At 71.3% G+C, this 18,450-nt stretch carries 15 protein-coding genes; 6 read left to right on the top strand and 9 right to left on the bottom strand.

What is annotated here, in order from left to right; translation table 11 throughout:
- Window positions 1-185: 185 nt before the first annotated feature.
- Window positions 186-1,247 carry an FkbM family methyltransferase gene (locus tag AC2D8W_RS08150; RefSeq protein ID WP_484671129.1) on the bottom strand — a complete coding sequence of 354 codons (1,062 nt, stop codon included), beginning with the start codon at window positions 1,245-1,247 and terminating at the stop codon, window positions 186-188.
- Between the two features lie 598 nt (window positions 1,248-1,845).
- On the opposite strand from AC2D8W_RS08150, the gene AC2D8W_RS08145 reads away from it, so the two are divergent.
- From AC2D8W_RS08145 to AC2D8W_RS08135, 3 genes are all read left to right on the top strand, one after another.
- Window positions 1,846-2,715: a hypothetical protein gene (locus AC2D8W_RS08145; RefSeq protein WP_484671128.1), complete on the top strand. Its 870-nt coding sequence runs from the start codon at window positions 1,846-1,848 to the stop codon at window positions 2,713-2,715.
- 149 nt (window positions 2,716-2,864) lie between these two features.
- On the top strand, window positions 2,865-3,593 hold the full coding sequence (locus tag AC2D8W_RS08140; protein WP_484671127.1) for a PEPxxWA-CTERM sorting domain-containing protein: 729 nt from the start codon (window positions 2,865-2,867) through the stop codon (window positions 3,591-3,593).
- 122 nt (window positions 3,594-3,715) lie between these two features.
- Window positions 3,716-4,909: an acyl-CoA dehydrogenase family protein gene (locus AC2D8W_RS08135; RefSeq protein ID WP_484671126.1), complete on the top strand. Its 1,194-nt coding sequence runs from the start codon at window positions 3,716-3,718 to the stop codon at window positions 4,907-4,909.
- A gap of 29 nt (window positions 4,910-4,938) precedes the next feature.
- Here AC2D8W_RS08135 and AC2D8W_RS08130 read toward each other — a convergent pair whose 3' ends face one another.
- Window positions 4,939-5,784 (bottom strand): alpha/beta fold hydrolase, encoded by an 846-nt coding sequence (locus AC2D8W_RS08130; RefSeq protein WP_484671125.1) that lies wholly within the window; start codon window positions 5,782-5,784, stop codon window positions 4,939-4,941.
- Between the two features lie 379 nt (window positions 5,785-6,163).
- Between AC2D8W_RS08130 and AC2D8W_RS08125 the strand changes: the two genes are divergently transcribed.
- A complete protein-coding gene (locus AC2D8W_RS08125; RefSeq protein WP_484671124.1) occupies window positions 6,164-7,303 on the top strand; it encodes an aminotransferase class V-fold PLP-dependent enzyme in 1,140 nt (379 codons plus the stop codon).
- A 41-nt stretch (window positions 7,304-7,344) separates the two neighbouring features.
- On the opposite strand, the gene AC2D8W_RS08120 is transcribed toward AC2D8W_RS08125, so the two are convergent.
- The 4 genes from AC2D8W_RS08120 to rfbF are packed head-to-tail and all read right to left on the bottom strand — an operon-like array spanning window position 7,345 to window position 10,932.
- A complete protein-coding gene (locus AC2D8W_RS08120) occupies window positions 7,345-7,872 on the bottom strand; it encodes a dTDP-4-dehydrorhamnose 3,5-epimerase family protein (protein ID WP_484671123.1) in 528 nt (175 codons plus the stop codon).
- The gene (locus AC2D8W_RS08115; RefSeq protein WP_484671122.1) at window positions 7,869-9,110 is read right to left on the bottom strand and encodes a methyltransferase domain-containing protein; all 1,242 of its coding nucleotides are present in this window, start codon (window positions 9,108-9,110) and stop codon (window positions 7,869-7,871) included. Before AC2D8W_RS08115 ends, AC2D8W_RS08120 begins: the two co-directional genes overlap by 4 nt.
- Window positions 9,107-10,168, bottom strand: coding sequence for a CDP-glucose 4,6-dehydratase (gene rfbG / locus AC2D8W_RS08110; RefSeq protein ID WP_484671121.1), 1,062 nt, complete (start codon window positions 10,166-10,168; stop codon window positions 9,107-9,109). The genes AC2D8W_RS08115 and rfbG overlap by 4 nt, the downstream gene beginning before the upstream one ends.
- The gene (gene rfbF / locus AC2D8W_RS08105) at window positions 10,165-10,932 is read right to left on the bottom strand and encodes a glucose-1-phosphate cytidylyltransferase (RefSeq protein WP_484671120.1); all 768 of its coding nucleotides are present in this window, start codon (window positions 10,930-10,932) and stop codon (window positions 10,165-10,167) included. The genes rfbG and rfbF overlap by 4 nt, the downstream gene beginning before the upstream one ends.
- Window positions 10,933-11,045: 113 nt before the next feature.
- Here rfbF and AC2D8W_RS08100 point away from each other — a divergent pair, with 113 nt between their 5' ends.
- Both AC2D8W_RS08100 and AC2D8W_RS08095 read left to right on the top strand, forming a co-directional pair.
- Window positions 11,046-11,789 carry a sulfotransferase domain-containing protein gene (locus tag AC2D8W_RS08100; RefSeq protein WP_484671119.1) on the top strand — a complete coding sequence of 248 codons (744 nt, stop codon included), beginning with the start codon at window positions 11,046-11,048 and terminating at the stop codon, window positions 11,787-11,789.
- Window positions 11,790-11,833: 44 nt separating this feature from the next.
- A complete protein-coding gene (locus AC2D8W_RS08095) occupies window positions 11,834-12,814 on the top strand; it encodes a M23 family metallopeptidase (protein ID WP_484671118.1) in 981 nt (326 codons plus the stop codon).
- Between the two features lie 447 nt (window positions 12,815-13,261).
- Here the strand turns inward: AC2D8W_RS08095 and AC2D8W_RS08090 are convergent, their stop codons facing one another.
- The 3 genes from AC2D8W_RS08090 to AC2D8W_RS08080 form a co-directional block, all read right to left on the bottom strand.
- Entirely contained in the window at window positions 13,262-14,914 is a 1,653-nt protein-coding gene (locus AC2D8W_RS08090) for a glycosyltransferase family 4 protein (protein ID WP_484671117.1), read from the bottom strand.
- A gap of 332 nt (window positions 14,915-15,246) precedes the next feature.
- Window positions 15,247-15,963, bottom strand: a complete 717-nt coding sequence (locus AC2D8W_RS08085) for a hypothetical protein (RefSeq protein ID WP_484671116.1) — start codon at window positions 15,961-15,963, stop codon at window positions 15,247-15,249.
- A gap of 452 nt (window positions 15,964-16,415) precedes the next feature.
- On the bottom strand, window positions 16,416-18,254 hold the full coding sequence (locus AC2D8W_RS08080) for a hypothetical protein (RefSeq protein ID WP_484671115.1): 1,839 nt from the start codon (window positions 18,252-18,254) through the stop codon (window positions 16,416-16,418).
- Window positions 18,255-18,450 lie beyond the last annotated feature (196 nt).

The raw sequence follows: 18,450 nt of genomic DNA, 5'->3' as shown, positions 1-18,450 counted from the left end.
GCTTCGCCCGGTTCCCCTCCCCTTGCAGGGGAGGACGGAGACGGTCTCAAGGCTGGTCCTCCCCCGCAGGGGGAGGTGGCCCCGAAGGGGCCGGAGGGGGGCGGCCCGCGGCGCCAGCGACCCCTCCACCGGGCTTTGCCCGGTCCCCCTCCCCTTACAGGGGAGGACCGGGGCGGCGGCGGCCATTAGAGCCCGCCCAGGGGGTGGTGGAGCTTGGGATCCTTGTGGCGCAGGTACTTGGGGCTGACGCCCTTGACGATCGAATAGCCGGGCGCGTCGAACACCTTCGGGTCCTTCACCGCCACCATGTTGAAGCCGTGCGGCGGCCCTTCCAGGTAGATGTCGTCCATGGGGATCAGCTCGATCGGCTTGCCCGCCAGGTCGTAGTTCGAGTTGAAGTCGCGCAGGCCGTAAAGCGTGTAGCCGTGGCCGGTGAGCAGCTTCGCGATCTCGGTGTTCGCCAGCCCGTTCGACCAGTCGACGTAGTGGCGGTGGACCTCGAACAGGATGGCCGGCGCCTGCCCGGCCGGCTGGGCCAGGAACGACGCCGCGCCCTTGAGCGCGCCCAGCTCGGCGCCCTCGATGTCGAGGACGATCAGGTCGAGGCGGTCGACCCCGGCGGCCGTCAGGTAGTCGGCGATGGTCACCGTCCGGAACGTGTCGTCGCCGGCTTCCGCCACCTCGGCGTTGGCGAAGCTGTCGTAGCCGACCAGCTTCAGGTTGGTGGTGGAGTCGTGCCAGAGCCCCTCGGGCCGCGGCCGGATGTTGGAGAGCCCGTTCAATTCGGCGTTCTTCATCAGCATGCCGCGCTGCTGGGTGTTGGGCTCGAAGGCGTGGACGACGCCGCCGTTCCCGGCGATCTCGCGGGCGATCAGCACGGCGTGGTCGCCGAAGTAGGCGCCGCCGATGACCACGTTCTTCGCCCCCTTGGCGAGGTTGACCAGGATGCGGCTGGTCATCGGCTCCCACGCGTGGTCGGGCGCCTCGGGCTCGGACATCACGAAGTCGCGGGCGATCTTCGAGCGGTAGAGGAACTCGAACGTGACCCCGCTGGACAGCGTCTTCCGCACGACCTGGTCGTCGTCGTAGAGCGCATCCACCAGGGGGCCGGTGAGCGTCTCGCGCACATCGACGCCGGGCGCTTCGATCCCGTGCTCGAAGGCGATGAGCTGGCGGATGAAGGCGGCGCGCCAGTCGTCCACTTCGCCGATGCGGGCGAGGGCTTCGAGCGCCTTGGGGTCGGGCATGAAATCCAGTCCGTGTGTTGCGGGGCCTCTCTAGCGCGGATTCTCCGCGAGGTGGAGGCTGGGCGGGCCACGACCCGGGTGAGGCGAACCACACGAACCACCCGAACGCGCCGCCCTTCGCGATCTCTCGAGGGCTGTCATCCCGGTTTCCGCGCAGCGGAAGACCGGGATCCATAGACTCGGTGGGTCCGGGCGAGACGCGGCGGCGCCGCCCGCGGGCCGCCACGACCATCGAGCGCGTATGGGTCCCGGTGGTCGCCGGAGGCGAAACCGGCACGACAATGAGTTGGGGGTGGGGAGGCGTTGTCACCGACCACGCGGCGGCCCGGCTCGGGGCATGATCCCGCCGTTCGTGTGATCCATGTGGTCCGTGGCTGGCTTTATCGCGCTTCGCGCGGGACGCGGGGTGTCAGCTGGATCGGCCCGATGGATCGATGGCGCGCGCCGCATCCGGCGAGCCTCACCCGACGCGTTTGCGACCTGGATTCGAGCGCTGAAGGGAAACCGCCGACAACATGCGCCTCCGTCGAAAGACCGACAGACCGGCGCGGCGCAGCACTCTAGGCCGGAAAGAGACGACGACGAGCCTGGGAGCTGCATGGTGGACAGCAAAGGCAGGATCGACCGGGCCCTGTTCCACGCGCGGGTCGAGGCGATCAAGGTCGATCCGGGCTTCGCGGCGGCCAAGACGAAGTTCTGCCGCGACGTCCCCGCGAGCCGGCTGCACGGCTGGTTCCGGCACACCCTGTCCGCGGATACCGGCGCCTTCGCGCTGGGGATCGCCATCATCGGGCTGAACCGGCTGGACCCCGAGGGCGGAGCCCCGGTGAAGCTGGTGACGGGACCGCTGGCGTCGGCCGGGTTCGCCAGCCCCAACCGCGTCAAGGCGCTGATCGACCAGATGCTGCACGCTGGGCTCCTGGAGGTGTCGCACAACCCCAGGGACCGGCGGCGGCGCAAGCTGGCGCCTACCGAGCGCTACATGAGCGCGCACCGGGAATGGTTCGAAGCCGTGCTGGCGGCGGTGGGAGAGGTGTTCGAGCTGCCGGCCGCGCCCGACGTTCTGGCGAACCGGCCGGGGCTGGTGGAGAGCTATCTGACCGGCGTGATGCTGCGGCACCTGACCGACGGGTTCACCCTGATGGAAGGCATGCCGGAGGTGGACGCCTTCATGCAGCGCCGGCACGGTTACCTGCTGCTGCTGGAACTGGCCGGGCAGCAGGCGGGACAGGTGGAGATCGCCCGGGGACGGCTGGCCGAGCGCTACAAGGTCTCCCCCGCCCACGTCGCCGGGATGCTGGCGTCGGCCGAGCAGAACGGGTGGCTGGCCCGCAAGCCCCTGTCGAGCGAGGTGGAGCTGAGCGATGCGTTCGCCGAGGCGCTCGATACGTGGATCGCGCGCGAGCTGGCCATCGTCGGCATGTGGATTGAGGCCAAGTACGGGGCGCGCGAGGCCGCGAAGAATTGACGCCCTTTTTTGAGGTTGAGACGGAGGGCCTGCGGCGAAACCCTGAGCGTCGATCGGAGACGCCCGCCATGACCCAACATTCTGATGATATTCGGCAATCGGCCAGTGCTCGCAGGCTCGCCGCGGCGGGCTGGGTGGCGGTGGGCGCCATGGCGGCGGCAGCGTTGATGGCCGCGCCCGCGCAGGCGGCCGTCACGTTCCGGACGGTGGAGCGTACGTTCTCGCTCTCCGACCAGACCCTCATCAACCAGCAGACGATCTTCGCGGCCGAGAACGTGAGCGACCGGGGGGACGGGTGGTTCCGCGTCTCCGGCGCGGTCACGGCGACCGGCAGCCAGGTCTTCAGCCTGCCGGGGGCCGACCCGTCTCTGGGCATGCTGGAGAGCGTGACAGTCGAGATCGCGTCCGAGAGCGTCTGGCGGGCGGGGGTCACGGGGGCCTCCCTGCCCAGCAAGCCCAGCACCCTGCTGCTCTTCGGCATCGCCAACATGGTGCTCGAACTGGACGGCGCGGACCTCTACAGCTCGCCGCGCGGCGGCAGCCTCAACTGCATCATGTCCGGGCTCGGCACGTGCATGATGAACGTCAACGAACCGCACACGGCGACCTTCACGCGCGCGCTGGATCCGGCGGACTTCACGGACGGGACCGGGGGCCTGTCGCTGGGCTACCGGCTGCGCACGGCATGGGGCGGCGATTTCGCCGGCGCGCCGCTGGCGAGCATGCTGAACAAGCTGGACTGGAGCGGCACGTTCCGGGTCACCTACGGCTATGCTGCCATTCCCGAACCGTCGACCTGGGCCTTGATGATCCTGGGCTTCGGTGCGGCCGGCGCCATGCTGCGTGCAAGGTCCCGCAACCCAGCGGCGACGCGGTAAAGGCGTCGCATCACCGGCGGGCCCCTCCCCCGCCTCACGAGGCGCGCCGGCGGCGGGTTTCGCTGGACTGACCTAGGGGTGGCGCCCCTCTCTGCGGGCGGCGCAGGCGCGTGGAGGTTGGCGTGAGGCTGGAAGCGAGCGAAGCGGACGAGGCGTTCCGGGCGGTGGTGCGGGCGTACTTCGCCACGGAGTACCCGCAGGAGATCCTGGCGAAGCTGGCCAATGGGCAGGTGCTGGAGAAGGCGGACCTGGTCGCCTCGGAGCGGGCCATGAGCGCCAAGGGGTGGCTGGCGCCGGGGTGGCCCGAAGCCTACGGCGGGACCGGCTGGACCGTCTCGCAGCGGTTCATCTTCGACGAGGAGCTGGAGCGCGCCGGGGCCCCCAACGTCTCGCCCATGGGCCTGCTTTACGTGGCGCCGGTGATCTACACCTTCGGGACGCAGGCGCAGAAGGACCGCTGGCTGGGCGACATTCTGGCGTCGCGCACCTTCTGGGCGCAGGGCTATTCCGAGCCGGACTCGGGCTCGGACCTCGCCTCGCTGCGCACCCGGGCCGTCCGGGAGGGCGATCACTATGTGGTCGACGGCGTGAAGACCTGGACCAGCAACGGCCACTACGCCGACTGGATCTTCTGCCTCGTCCGCACGTCCGACGAGGGGAAGAAGCAGGCGGGCATCACCTTCCTCTGCATCGACATGGCGACGCCGGGGATCGAGGTGAGGCCGATCATCACGATCGACGGCGGCCACCACCTCAACACCGTGACCTTCACCGGCGTGCGCGTGCCGGTGGAGAACCGGATCGGCGACGAGGGCCTGGGCTGGACCTATGCGCGCCACCTCCTGAACCACGAGCGGACGTCGTACGCCCACGTGGCCGGGAAGCGGCGGCAGCTGCAGGCCCTGCGCCAGGCCGCGGCCGACGCGCCCTGGGGCGACGAACTGGCGGCGGCCTCGGCGCTGCGCCGCCGCACGGCCGAGACCGAGATCCAGCTGCTGGCCCTGGAGATGACGACGCTGCGGGCGCTCGCGCCGCTGACCAATGGCGAGGCGCCCGGGGACGAGGCCTCGATCATCAAGATCGCCGCCACCGAGACCGCCCAGGCGGTGACCGAGCGGGGGCTGGAGCTGGCCGGGCCGTACGCCCAGCCGTTCTTCGCCGACCGCAGCGGGGCCGGCTGGCGCGACGGGCTGGAGGACATCCCGGCCTTCGCCGCCCCGACCACCGCGAGCTACTTCTTCACCCGGGCCCAGACCATCTACGGCGGCACGACCGAGATCCAGAAGAACATCATCGCGCGCCAGCTCGGGCTGTGAGGGAGGCGCCGGTCGTCGGCAAGGGCGCCCTACCCGCCGGTCACCCAGTCGCGGAGCGCTGACGCAAGAGCGTCCGGGGCGTCGAGGGCCAGGGCGTGGCCGCAGTTGGGGAAGCTGAGGCGGCGCACCGGGGCGTTCACGAGGGCGGCCTCCAGCGCGTCCTGGTAGACGGGCGGCATCACGGGATCCTCGTCGCCCCCCAGGATCAGCACCGGCGTCGTGACGCGGCCCAGCCCCTGGGTGAAGTCGAGGGCGCGGGTCTCGCGGCCGAAGAAGTCGAACAGCAGCGGGACGTTGGTGACGGTGCGCGCCTCGACGTCGGCGTCCATCTTGCGTGAGGTCGTGTAGAGCCGGCGGCAGTGGGCGACGAAGGCTGCGGTGGTGTCGGGGCCGGGGTTGGCCGCGAAGGCCGCGAACGCCTCGGCGGCCGCGTCCCCGCCCTGGCGGCGGAACCCCTCGGCGGAGAGGGCCGCGTCGAACCGGGGACCGGTGCCGGCCATCACCAGGCGCGCGGCGTGGCCGGGATGGCGGATCGCGTAGGCCTGGGCGACGTAGCCGCCGAAAGAGTGGCCGAAGACGATGGGCTTCTCGATGCCGAGCGCCTCGCACAGGCCGCGCACGTCGTCGGCCCACTGGTCCATCGTCCAGCGGGCGGGGTCGCCCGGTTCGCTGCGGCCGCAGCCCCGGTGGTCGTACACCACGACTTGGGCCACGTCGGCGAGCGCGGCCACCATGGGCAGCATGTGGGCGTGGTCCGTGGGCCCGCCGTGCAGGGCCACCACGGTGGGCCGCTCGACCGTGCGCGGCCCGTCCGGCGCCAGCTTCGGACCGAGCACTTCGACGAACAGGCGCACGCCATTGACGGACACGAACATCGGCTTCTCCCCCGGTCGCGGCGGCCCTGGATGCGCCGCTCGCCTTTCGTCGCCCGTGAGGTAACCGATCTGGGCGGGGCGGGGCCAGGGTCCGGACTCCGCGGGCCGCCCCGTCGGCCCCCTTCGGGGCCTCTGGGCAAGGGCGCGAAAGCGCTCGTCCTCCCCTGCAGGGGGAGGGGGACCCTGCGCAGCAGGGTGGAGGGGTCTTGAACGCCCCGGGGTCGGCCCCCTCCACCGCCTACGGCGTCCCCCTCCCCCTGCGGGGGAGGACCGAGGCCGCGAGCGGGCGGCGGCGCAGCCGAGGGCTTGCGGGATGGGCGCATTCCTGCTGAGCAGGCGGCGTCCGGGGTGGCCGGACCGCTTGTCTCGGAGACGACCCATGCCCGGCCTTCGCCCCGACATCGATCCCGAGGGGCTGCTGGAATTCTCGGTGGTGTTCACCGACCGGTCGCTGAACCACATGAGCGCGGCGTTCCAGGACGTGATGCGCGACATCACCGGCACGCTGTGCGAGGTGCACCGGGCCGACCGCGCGGTGATCGTCCCGGGCGGCGGCACCTACGCCATGGAGGCCGTGGCGCGGCAGTTCGCGACCGGCCGCAAGGTGCTGGTGGTCCGCAACGGCTTCTTCTCGTACCGCTGGAGCCAGATCTTCGAGGCGGGCGCGATCCCGGCCGAAGAGATCGTGCTGAAGGCGCGCCGCCAGGGCGAGGGGCCCACCGCGCCGTTCGCGCCGCCGCCGATCGAGGAGGTGACGGCGGCGATCCGGCGGGAGCGGCCGCAGGTGGTGTTCGCGCCGCACGTGGAGACCGCGTCCGGGATCATCCTGCCGGACGCCTATGTGGCGGCCGTGGCCGAGGCCACGCACGCGGCGGGCGGGCTGTTCGTGCTGGACGGCGTGGCCTCGGGCTGCGTCTGGGTGGACATGGCGGCGCTGGGCGTCGACGTGCTGGTGGGCGCGCCGCAGAAGGGCTGGTCGGCGCCGCCCTCGGCGGGCCTGGTGATGATGCGCGAGGCGGCGCTGGAGGCCTGCCGGGCGGCCAGGTCCACCAGCTTCGCCATCGACCTGGGCAAGTGGCTGACCATCACCGAGGCGTACCTGAACGGCGGCCATGCCTATCACGCCACCATGCCCACGGACGCGCTGCGCACGCTGCGCAACGCGATGGCCGAGGCGCGGGCGATCGGCTTCGAGGCGCTGTGCGCGGCGCAGTGGGACCTGGGCCGGCAGGTGCGGGCGCTGCTGGCGGAACGGCAGATCGCCTCGGTGGCGGCCGAGGGGTTCGGCGCGCCGGGCGTGGTGGTGGCCTACACCGACGACCCCGAGATCCAGACCGGCCGCCGCTTCGCCGCCCAGGGCCTGCAGATCGCCGCCGGCGTGCCGCTGATGGTGGACGAGGGGCCCGACTACCGCAGCTTCCGCCTGGGCCTGTTCGGCCTGGACAAGCTCAAGGACGTTCCGGCCAGCGTGGCCCGCCTGCGGGCGGCGCTGGACGGGGTGGCGGCGGGCGCGCGCTGAGGTCCGGCCCGCGTTCGAGATCAGCGGACGGAGTGCGGGCCCTACCGGTAGTCGGGGTAGCCTGCGTCGCGGTCGGAGATGAGCTGCGGCGGCGCCGGCCAGGCGATGCCGAAGGCGGGGTCGTCCCAGCGGACCCCGGCGTCGTGGCCCGGGGCGAACTTCGGGGCGATCTGGTAGAGGACGTCGGTGTTCGCCTCGAGCGTCAGGAAGCCGTGGGCCACGCCCGCCGGGATGTAGAGCGCCATCAGGTTGTCGGCCGAGAGCTCCTCGGCGATCCATTGGCGGTGGGTGGGACTGCCCGGCCGGAGATCGAGCGCCACGTCGAAGATGCGCCCGCGGGTGACCCGCACCAGCTTGGTCTCGGCGTGGGGGGCGGGCTGGTAGTGCATGCCGCGCAGCGTCCCCGCGTGCGGATTGCACGAGAGGCTGGTCTGCGCGGGCGAGAACGGAATGCCGGCGGCGGCGAACTCGTCAGGACAGTGCAGGCGGGCGAAGGCGCCGCGCTCGTCACGGTGCGGCTCGGCCGCGACGCGGAAGACGCCGGCCAGCTTGGTGCGCGAAAACTTCAATCTTGAAGCACCTGGGTTTCGGGCGACGCCACGACGAAGCGACCGCCCCAGTCGGCGATGAAGGCGAGCTGCCGCGTGATCTCGTCCTTGAGGTTCCAGGGCAGGATCAGGACATAGTCGGGGCGCGTGCGGCGCACCGCCTCCGGGCTGCGGATCGGCACGTGGCTGCCGGGCAGGTAGCGTTCCTGCTTGGCGGGATTGGCGTCGTAGACCTCGACGATGTCGTCGCGGGTGACGCCACAGTAGTTGAGGAAGGTGTTGCCCTTGGCCGCCGCGCCATAGGCGGCGATCGCCTTGCCGTCGTCGCGAGCCTCGGCGAGGAAGGCCAGGAAGCTGTCGCGCACCGCCTCCACCCGGGCGGCGAAGCCGTCGTAGGTCTCGATACGGCCGAGGCCCGCCGCCGCCTCGGTGGCGCGCAGGCTCCGAAGGGCGTCGGTCTCCTCGTGCCCTGAGGCCTGGTGGCAGACGAAGAGCCGCAGCGAACCGCCATGGGTGGGCAACAGTTCGACATCGAAGGGCCGCAGGCCGTGGGCGTTCAGGACCTGCTCCACGGCGACCAGCGACAGGTACGAGTAGTGCTCGTGGTAGATGGTGTCGAACTGCACCTTCTCGATGAGGTTCAGGAGGTGCGGGAATTCGAAGGTGAGCACCCCCTCGGGCTTCAGGACATGCCGGAAGCCGCTCACGAAGGCGTTCAGGTCGGGGACGTGGGCCAGCACGTTGTTGGCGGCCATGAGGTCGGCGCGGTCCCCGCGCGCGGCGAGGGCGGCGCCGGTCTCGGCATTGAAGAACACCACATCGGTGCGCACGCCGATGGCGCGGGCGGCCTCGGCGGTGTTGGCGGTGGGCTCGACGCCCAGGACGGGGATGTCCTTGGCCAGGAAATGCTTCAGCAGGTAGCCGTCGTTGCTCGCCACCTCGACCACCAGCGACTCCGGGCCCAGGCCGAACCGCTCGATCATGGCGTCGGCGTAGCGCCGGGCGTGCTCGACCCAGCCGGGCGAGAACGAGGAGAAGTAGGCGTAGCCGGCGTCGAAGATCGCCTCGGCCGGCACGTCGTGGTCGGCCTGCACCAGGAAGCAGCGGTCGCAGACGCGGGTGTGCAGCGGGAAGACCGGCTCGTTCCCGGCCGCCAGCTGTTCGGGCGTGAGGTAGCTGTTGGCCAGCGGCTGCAGGCCGAGGTCGAGGAAGGTGCGCGTCAGCGGCGCGCGGCAGAAGCGGCAGGCGGGCGTGGTCATCGGCGCGCTTCGTACCCTTCGATCTGCTCGACGCATAGCCCGAGGGGGCTCTCGCCGGCGGCCTCGCGGGCGTACCAGTCCATGGTGAGCGCCACCGCCTCGGGCGCGTCCAGGCGGCTCTCGAAGCCCAATGCGCTCCGGGCCAGCCCGGCGTCGATGGCCAGCGCCCTGGCTTCCAGCGAGTTCGGGTCGGGCTCGTGGATCCACGGCTTGCCGCCCAGCGCCTGGACGCCCAGGGTCGCGAGCTCGCCCACCGTGACCTCGGGCCCGCCCGGCCGCGGGCCGAAGTTGACGGCGCGCGGGGCGTCGGGCCGCGTGGCCAGGGCCTCGATCAGCGTGAAGTAGCCCGCCAGGCAGTCCAGGACGTGCTGCCACGGCCGCGTCGCTTCCGGATGGCGCAGGACGACGGCCTCGCCCGCGCGGGCGGCGCGGACGATGTCGGCCACGAGGCGATCGCGCGAGAAGTCGCCGCCGCCGATGACGTTGCCGCCGCGCGCCGAGCCCACCGCCACGCCGGGGAAGTAGCTGCGCGCGAAGCTCTGCACCACGATCTCGGCGGCGGCCTTGGAGGCCGAGTACGGATCCTTGCCGCCGAGCGGATCGCCTTCCACGAACGCCCGGCCGGAATCGTTGTTGGCGTAGACCTTGTCGGACGTGATGACGAGCGCGGCCTGAAGCGCCGGCTGGGCGCGCAGGGCCTGCAGCAGGTGCGCCGTGCCCATGACGTTGGTGTCGAAGGTCCCGACCGGGTCCTCGACCGAGGTCCGCACGATCGCCTGGGCGGCCATGTGGAGCACCAGGTCGAAGCTGCGCCCGCCGACGACCGACTCGAGCGCGGCGGGATCGCGGATGTCGAGGAGGTGCGACTGCACCAGGCTGTCGACGCCGGCCAGGGTGAAGAGGTTGGGCTGCTGGTCGGGCGGCAGGGCGACGCCGGTGACCTCCGCCCCCAGCCGCGAGAGCCAGATCGCGGCCCAGGCGCCCTTGAAGCCGGTGTGTCCGGTGAGCAGGACGCGCTTGCCGCGCCAGAAGCCGGCGTCCGGTGCCGCCGCGCTCATCGGCGCCATGGCGCCTCGCCCGAGGCCCAGAGCGCCTCGAGGATGTTCTTGTCGCGCAGGGTGTCCATGGCGGCCCAGAAGCCGTCGTGGCGCCAGGCCATGAGCTCGCCGTCCGCGGCGAGGCCCTCCAGCGGCTCGCGCTCCCAGATGGTGGGGTCGCCGTCGATCCGGTGGAGCACCGAGGGGTCCAGGACGAAGAAGCCGCCGTTGATCAGGCCCTGGTCGCCCGGGGGCTTCTCCACGAAGCGGTCCACGCGGCCGTCGTTGATCTCCAGCGCCCCGAAGCGGCCGGGCGGCGCCACCGCGGTGATGGTGGCGGCCTTGCCGTGGGCCTTGTGGAAGGCGGCCAGCGCCCCGAGGTCCACGTCGGAGACGCCGTCGCCGTAGGTCATGAAGAACGGCTCGCCGGGGTCGAGGTAGCCCGCCACGCGCTTCAGACGCCCGCCGGTCATGGTGTCGGCGCCGGTCTCCACCAGGGTCACGCGCCACGGCTCGTGGTTCGTGGCGTGGTACTCGATGGACCCCTTCGCCAGGTCGACCGTGAGGTCGGCATTGTGCAGCACGTAGTTGGCGAAATACTCCTTCACCACGTAGCCGCGGTAGCCCAGGCAGACGACGAAGTCGTTGAAGCCGTACGACGAGTACAGCTTCATGATGTGCCAGAGGATCGGCCGGCCGCCGATCTCGATCATCGGCTTGGGCTTGAACTGGCTTTCCTCGGAGATTCGCGTGCCGAGGCCGCCGGCCAGGATCACTGTCTTCATGCGTTCGGCCTTCGCCCCGTTCGTGACGCCCTCATAACGGACGCCGCCCGCCGCCGCCAGAAGCGCCCCGAAATCCGGCTTGCCCGAAGGGTCGGAGCGCGGGATGGGAGGTCATGGCCGCGCCGCGTCCCGCCCCGCTCGTGAACTTCCTGGTCGCCGGCGTGCAGAAGGGCGGCACCACGGCCCTGTTCGACTACCTCTCGGACTACGGGGACATCGCCCTGCCTTCCGAGAAGGAGCTGCACTTCTTCGACGACGAGAGCCAGGACTGGAGCCATCCCGACTATGACGGCTACCACGCCCGGTTCCCCCAGGTCGGCGGACGGCCCGCGGGCGAGGCGACGCCGATCTACGCGTACTGGCCGCGCAGCCTCGAACGGATCTGCGCCTACAACCCGGCCATGAAGCTGATCCTGGTGCTGCGCGACCCGGTGGAGCGGGCGTGGTCGCACTGGCGGATGGAGACCGCGCGCGGGGCCGAGACGCGGCCGTTCGGCTGGTGCGTGCGCGAAGGCCGGCAGCGCTGCTTCGACGGCGAGCCGTGGGGCCATCACCGCGAGTTCAGCTATGTGGAGCGCGGCTTCTACGGCGAGCAGCTGGAGCGGATCTTCGAGACCTTCCCGCGCCGCCAGGTGCTGCTGCTGACATCCGACGGCCTGCGCGCGGACCCGGGCGCCGCCCTGGGGCAGGTGCGGACCTTCCTCGACCTCCCGCCGGCCCCGCCGCCGCCGCCCCGCCGCAGCCACGTGGGTCCGGACGCGGGCGTCCCGGACCCCGCCGACGTCGCCTTCCTGCGCCACATCTACGCCGCCGACGCCGAGCGGCTGGCGGCGCTCACGGGGATCAGGTTCGGCTGAGCGCCGGACATACTCTGGCCTCCGCGCCGTAACAGGGTCTGCCGATGACGCGCCTCGCCCTTCCCGTCCTGGCTCCCATGGCCCTGCTGCTCGCGAGCGCGGCGCCCGCCGGTCCGCCGCGGTTCGGCCTGCCGGTCGCCTGCGAGCCGGGCCGGACCTGCGAGATCCAGCACTATGTGGACCGCGACCCGGGACCCGGCGCGAAGGACTATCGCTGCGGGCTCCAGAGCTACCAGGCGCACACCGGGGTCGACTTCCGGCTGCCGGACATGGCGGCGATGCGCCGGGGCGTGGCGGTGGTCGCCGCGGCGCCCGGGACCGTGCGCTACATCCGCGACGGCGTTCCGGACCAGCCGCCCGGGCGCGCGACGGGACCGCAGAACGGCTGCGGCAACGGCGTGTCCATCGACCACGGCGGCGGCTGGCTGACCGTCTACTGCCACATGGCGAATGGCAGCATCGCGGTGGCGCCGGGACAGGCGGTGGCCGCAGGCCAGCGGCTGGGCCGCATCGGGATCACGGGAAACAGCGACTTCCCGCACCTCCACTTCGACGTCCGCCAGGGCGACAAGGTGATCGACCCCTTCGCGCCGGACATGGCGGCCGCCTGTCCGGCCGGTCGCTCCGGGCCGATGTGGACCGCCGCCGCCGCGGCGAAGCTCGCCTACCGGCAGGGGGTCGTCCTGAACGCGGGCTTCACCGACGCCCAGCCGAGCGCCGAGGATGTGGAGGCCGCGACCGTCAGGCCGTTCGCCGGCGCCGCCTCGCCCTGGATGATCTTCTACGTGCGCGCCATCGGGCTGCTCCCTGGCGATGAGGCCGAACTGGAGCTGAAGGCGCCCGACGGCGCCGTGCTGGCCACCGTCCGCCGCCCGCCGCTCGCCCGCTGGCGGGCGCAGGACTTCAACCTGATCGGCAAGCGCCGCCCCGCGGCAGGGTGGCCCAAGGGGGTGTATGTGGCCGACTACCGCGTCTGGCGGTCCGGCAAGGTCGCCGTGAGCCGCCGCCTGCAGGTGCGGCTGTAGGCAAGCGGCGCTGCGCCCTCACCCCTTCAGCCGATGAACCTGTCCTCCCCTTGCAGGACAGGGCTATCGCAGGGGCGGTGGAGCCGCCCGATGCAACCGCAGAGATCGCGGAGGCGGCGCGGAGGGCGCGGAGGTCTCCGCGCTTTCTGCGTTCTTCTCTGCGTCCTCCGCGGTTCAATCGAGCGCCTGCGGCGCCTGCAAAGAAGGCCATCGGCCATATGCGATATCCCTGCCGTGCGGGGAGGGCCGGCGAGGCTGCCGCTTCCGTCGAACCCTGTTGAACGACTCGTGATCTGCGGGCGGCTAGGCCTCGGTGGAGCTTTCGGCTAGCTTCCGCCCGTCAGCCTAGCTCTCCAGGGCTGTGTCGCTTTGGCCGGACGATGGACCGACGGGTCTGCGTCCGGCCTATTGCTTTTGGGCCTTCGGCGATCGCCTGGGCCTACAGCGTCAGCCGCCGAGGTCGATGCGCACGATGTCGTGGCGCGCCAGCCAGAGCAGGCTGCGCTCCAGGAAGTTGCTGCGGCCCGGAGGGACGAGGTCGCGCAGGCGGGCCACCGGCGTGGGACCATGCTGCACGAGATGGGCGAAGACCAGCTCCAGCTCGCTGGCGCTCGCGCGGTTGAAGCGGCTGTAGACCGCGAGGGGCGCGTCCAGCCGCGCCAGCGCCGTGGTCCAGTCCCAGCCCGCCACCAGCGAGACGACATCGGCGCGTCCGATGTGCCGGGTGGGATAGCCCGCGAAGAGCGTGAAGGGGTCCGGGCGATAGGGGTCGGACATGGGCGCCGGGTCAGGCGGGGCGGCGCGGCGACGGGCGTCCTGGTCGGCCCACAGGGCCTGGTACTGCGGGATGATGGCGGACCAGTCGAAGACGGCGCGGGCCTGGCGGCGCGCCTGCTCGCCCAGCGTGCGGCGGAGGTCGGCGTCCTCCACCAGACGCGCGATGGCGGCCTCGGCGGCGTCCAGGTCCACGGCCACGTACTGCGCGGCGGCGCCCACATAGTTGTCGTAGGCCAGCCATCCGTTGGCGAAATAGTCGGCGAGGTCGCCGCCGAAGTGGGGGCGCGGCGCGATGGTGGGGACCCGGAAACCGTCCAGGCCGTCGCGGACGGTGTCCTTGTAGCCGTCCCAGTCGGTGACGACGCAGGGCAGGCCCGCCGCCATCGCCTCGATGGGCGTGAGACCGAAGGTCTCCTGGATGTTGTCGGAGAAGCTGATGAAGAAGTCGGCGACCGACCAGATGGAGAAGCGCACGTCGGGCGGGCGGCCGTCGATCTGGCGGTAGTGGACGGACGGACAGAGCTTGCGGGTCTCGCCGTGGAAGACGTCCTCGGTGCCGGCCGGCTCGATCCAGCCCGAGTTGACCCAGTAGATCGGCTTGCCCGTGCGCCGCGCCGCGCGCTCGAGGGCCATGGCCATCAGCGCCGGGTTCATCTTGGCCTTCACCTGGAAGCGCCCGACGTAGAGCGCGACGACCGCGTCCTCCGGGATGTCCAGCTGCTCGCGCCAGCGCTTGCGGTGCTCGGGCGAGGTCTGGAAGTCGTCGGCGTTGACCCCGAGCGGGATAGTGACGCGCTGTGGCTCGGGCCGCCGCCGGGGGCCGTGCAGGTCGGCCAGGTAGTCGCGCATCATCGAGAGCTGGGTCTCGACGGCGTTGCGCACGGCGCTCGAGGTGCAGATCAGGGCGTCGTAGTCGTGCAGCGGGGCGATCAGCAGGTCGCCGATCATGCGCATGACGCGCCCCGTGGCGGTGGTGTGGGTGACGCCGGTCAGCGCGTAGAGGCGCGAGCCGTAGCGGCGGCGCTTCCAGGCCTCGGCGTCGATCTCGGGCGACGGCACGTTCAGCACGCCAGCCTCGCTCAGGCGCGCGCGCGCGGTCTGGGGAATCCACGTGATCGGCCGCGTCGGCGCCTCGATCCGCGTCACCAGCGCATCGAGCTCCTCCTGTGGACGTCCCGCGACATTCCAGAAGTAGAACCGGTCGACGTCGGCGTGGCGGACAAAGCCGCGCAGGAAGCTCTCCCCGGCCGAGTGCCGCCCGAGCAACGTCTGGCCCGTGGTGTCGAAGCCGTTGGGGTGAAGGAAGATCGCCGCGTTGGACATGCGTGGCAGCGCTCATACCCGCACTCGCGGGGCGGAACCACGGAAAAGGCGACGGACGGGGGCGGCAGCGGCTGCGACCGAGGAACCGGTCCTTCCCCCGCGGGGGGAGGGGGACCGCCGGAGGCGGTGGAGGGGGGGCTGCCTGCGGAGCCAGAGACCCCTCCACCATGCTGCGCATGGTTCCCCTCCCTTTGCAGGGGAGGACCGAAGCGCACCCAGCCGTCCAGAATCGCAGAGCGGCAAGGGGCCGGATGACCCGGCCCTGCGACCGAGGAACCGGTCCTCCCCCGCAGGGGGGGACCGAGGCGGGGCCACCCGTCGGGCCCGGCGCGTCAGGTTGGCGCGGGGGCCACTGCGAAGACGCGGTCGCTGTAGCGGGCCAGTTGCTCGGCGGCGGCCGGGCCGGCGGCGGCGACCTTGGGGCGGTAGGTGTCGATCACCTCGTCCAGGGCCTCGACCACCTCGGCGCGCGTGGCCGGGCGGCCTTCGCGGAACCAGGCGACGCGCGTGGGGTCGCCGATCTCGTACAGGCGGGTCTTGCCGTCACGATGGAGGGTGGGGCGGAAAGCGGGGGTCGCCCAGACCACGCAGACCCCGGGGTTGTGCTCGGCCATGCCGCCGGGGGGCGTCACCTCGGCGGCTTCGAGGCCCTTGTGGCTGCGCCGCATCCGCGGCCGGGTGAGGAAGGGGCAGGCCGAGGCGGCGAAGCAGCCGCAGTCCCAGTGAGACGCGGGCTCGGTGGTCACGCGGTTGAAGGCCGAGGTGGGGCCCATGACATAGGCGCGGTCGCCGGCGAGGGGCTCGCCGCAGATCCAGCACAGATCCTTGAGGACCGCAGGCCCCAGGCGCGCGCGGTCGACCACGCGATGGTCGGGTTTGCCGTCGATCCAGGCCGCGAAGAACGGGACGGGAAAGCCGCGATGGTCCACCGGCAGGCCGCGGATCCGTTCCGGGGCGTCGGTGTAGCGCGGCGCCCGCAGCGCCTCGCCCTGGGCGTCGTCCTGAGGATGGGAGCCTGTCTTGTCCACCGTTCCACCCGGCCTGTGCATGTCGCCCGACCATACGGCGCGCCAGCCCTCAGCGGGAGGGGGCTCTGCGCTCGAAGGGCAGGCTCTGGGGCCTCCGCGGTTCGATAGAGCGCGGGGGCATTTGCAAGGTCCTCCCCTGCAAGGGGAGAGCCTGCCCCGGACTTGATCCGGGGGGGACCCTGCGTCAGCAGGGTGGAGGGGTCGGTGGCGCTGTGGATCGCCCCCCTCCACCGCCTGCGGCGGTCCCCCTCCCCCTGCGGGGGAGGATCGGACCACGGGCTTAGCTCCCTCCTGGAGCAAGGTCTGCAAGGGGAGGAGGGCCTAAAGTCCACGCGATCACCCTGCCTTGGAGGGGAGGACCGTGCCGCCCGGCGGGCGGGGCGCCTTGTTCGAGGCTGGGGCGCCCAGAATCCCAAAAGAAAAGGGCCGCCCCGAGGGGCGGCCCGATCCTTTGAGCTTGGCTCGGTCCCGGCTTAGAGCGGGATGTTCGCCGCGCTGATGTCGGCGAGCGTACGGCCCACCAGCACCACCGCGTCTTCGGCCGTGCCGTTGTCACCAGCCGTGTCGACGAACACAACCGTGTCGGACCCGACCTGGATCACGACGTAGTTGTTGCCGCCCGCGATCTGGGTGTTCGCCAGAGTGAGGGCCGCGTCGTAGGTCGAGGCGGTGAGTTCGATGTAGTTCACGCCGTCGGTAGCCGTGCCCTGACCGAAGTGCAGAGCGTCGGTCGACTGCCAGTCGAGGATCTGGTCCAGCGAACCGGCGGTCGTGCCCGACGAGCCGTTGGTGAAGTCGAACAGGTCGTTGCCGTTGCCGCCACGGAGGAAGTCCGTGTTGGCGCCGCCGACGATCGTGTCGTTGCCGTCGCCGCCGTTGAGCGTGTCGCCTTCCGAACCACCGTCGAGGCTGTCGTCACCGCCGCCCGCGTCGATGTTGTCGGAGTTCGCGCCGCCCTGGAGGACGTCGTTGCCTTCGCCACCCGTGACCACGTCGTTGTCGGCGCCCGCGTCGATCGAGTCGGCGCCGTTGCCGCCCGAGATGACGTCGTTGCCGGCCGCGCCCGTGGCCGAGTCGTCGCCATCGCCCAGCGTGATGCTGTCGACGTTGGCGCCGCCGGTGACCTGGTCGTTGCCCGCACCCGCGTCGATGGCGTCGTTGTTACCGCCAGCGTTGCTGATGGTGTCGTTGCCGTCGTCGCCGGTCACGATGTCGGTGCCGGCGCCGGACACGATCGAGTCGTTGCCCGTGCCGCCGGAGACGGTGTCGTTGCCAGCGCCGGCGTCGAGGGTGTCCGTACCGTCTTCACCCAGCACGAAGTCGTTCCCGGTCCCGGACACGATCGAGTCGTTGCCGATGTTGCCGTTGAAGACGTCCGTACCCGCGGCAGCCGCGGTGTTGGTGATGGTGTCGTTGCCCTGGCCGCCGAGGATGGTGTTCGTCCCGGCGTTGTTGGTGGTGATGCTGTCGTTGCCGCCGTTGCCCTGGATGTTGCTGGCCGTCGACCCGGTGTTGCCGCCGGTGACCGCCTGAGCGATCGTGTCGTTGCCCGCGCCGCCGTCGGCGTCGAGGTTGGCGTCCGTCACGTTGATCGTGTCGTCGCCGTCGCCGCCGTCAGCGATCACCGCCGAGCCTTCCGCCGAAGCGTTGACCAGCGAGTCGTTGCCGGCTTCACCGAACAGCTGGTCGGAGCCAGCGCCGGACGACAGGGTGTCGTTGCCCAGGTTGCCGTTCAGGAAGTCGTTGCCCGCGCCGCCGATCAGCGAGTCGGTGCCCTGACCGCCGAGCAGCGTGCCCGTCGAGCTGGCCGCGGAACCGTCGATCGAGTCGTTGCCCAGGTTGCCCTGGCCGAAGTTCGAGCCCGCGCCGAGGGTGATCGTATCGTCGTCGCGGCCGCCGTAGACGGTGTCGTTGCCCGCGCCGCCCTGCAGCGAGTCGGTGCCGGCGTTGCCCTGGATGAGGTCGTTGCCCGAATTGCCGTCGAGGCTGTCGTTGCCCTCGCCGCCGTAGAGGCCGTCGCCCGTCACGGCCTGGCCGGCGCTGGTGTTGTTGCCGGTGTCGCCAACCTGCAGCACCGAGCTGTCGGGGAAGATCGGGAATTCGCCGGCGAAGGTGCCGGGGAACGTCACGGTCTTGCCGGTCAGGCCCGAGATGAGGGTGATCGTCGCGGCCGACGTGGCGGTCGCGGGGTTGAAGCGGACGGTCGTGATGTTCGCGCGCTCGCCGGTCTGGCCGAAGACCAGGTTGTCGGTGGCCGCGTTATAGGACGCGGCCTGCGCGTCCGTGATCGTCTCGAAGAAATAAGTCGCCATTAGTCTCTCCAGTCTGTGTCACACGGACCCCTGGCACGCTTGACCCCCATCCCCGATGGAGCAGTCCCAGCGGTCCATTACCCCAAGCGCCATAGCACGGCCACGGCGTCAGGTTAGACGAGCCCGAGGGGAGACGTATCGGAACACCGCCAAATACGCAACCTGAAAAAGCCCCCGGAATCCCGACGCCTGCGGG

It is taken from the genome of Phenylobacterium sp. T106 (assembly GCF_057219735.1).
Note: the sequence above shows the minus strand (reverse complement) of the source record. Positions and strands in the feature narration are given on the sequence as shown.

Excerpts from the sequence above, each read along its gene's own strand:
- AC2D8W_RS08150 (WP_484671129.1), bottom strand. The coding sequence starts at position 1,247 with ATGCCCGACCCCAAGGCGCTCGAAGCCCTCGCCCGCATCGGCGAAGTG.
- AC2D8W_RS08145 (WP_484671128.1), top strand. The coding sequence starts at position 1,846 with ATGGTGGACAGCAAAGGCAGGATCGACCGGGCCCTGTTCCACGCGCGG.
- AC2D8W_RS08140 (WP_484671127.1), top strand. The coding sequence starts at position 2,865 with ATGGCGGCGGCAGCGTTGATGGCCGCGCCCGCGCAGGCGGCCGTCACG.
- AC2D8W_RS08130 (WP_484671125.1), bottom strand. The coding sequence starts at position 5,784 with ATGTTCGTGTCCGTCAATGGCGTGCGCCTGTTCGTCGAAGTGCTCGGT.
- AC2D8W_RS08125 (WP_484671124.1), top strand. The coding sequence starts at position 6,164 with ATGCCCGGCCTTCGCCCCGACATCGATCCCGAGGGGCTGCTGGAATTC.
- AC2D8W_RS08115 (WP_484671122.1), bottom strand. The coding sequence starts at position 9,110 with ATGACCACGCCCGCCTGCCGCTTCTGCCGCGCGCCGCTGACGCGCACC.
- rfbG (WP_484671121.1), bottom strand. The coding sequence starts at position 10,168 with ATGAGCGCGGCGGCACCGGACGCCGGCTTCTGGCGCGGCAAGCGCGTC.
- rfbF (WP_484671120.1), bottom strand. The coding sequence starts at position 10,932 with ATGAAGACAGTGATCCTGGCCGGCGGCCTCGGCACGCGAATCTCCGAG.
- AC2D8W_RS08100 (WP_484671119.1), top strand. The coding sequence starts at position 11,046 with ATGGCCGCGCCGCGTCCCGCCCCGCTCGTGAACTTCCTGGTCGCCGGC.
- AC2D8W_RS08095 (WP_484671118.1), top strand. The coding sequence starts at position 11,834 with ATGACGCGCCTCGCCCTTCCCGTCCTGGCTCCCATGGCCCTGCTGCTC.
- AC2D8W_RS08090 (WP_484671117.1), bottom strand. The coding sequence starts at position 14,914 with ATGTCCAACGCGGCGATCTTCCTTCACCCCAACGGCTTCGACACCACG.
- AC2D8W_RS08085 (WP_484671116.1), bottom strand. The coding sequence starts at position 15,963 with ATGCACAGGCCGGGTGGAACGGTGGACAAGACAGGCTCCCATCCTCAG.
- AC2D8W_RS08080 (WP_484671115.1), bottom strand. The coding sequence starts at position 18,254 with ATGGCGACTTATTTCTTCGAGACGATCACGGACGCGCAGGCCGCGTCC.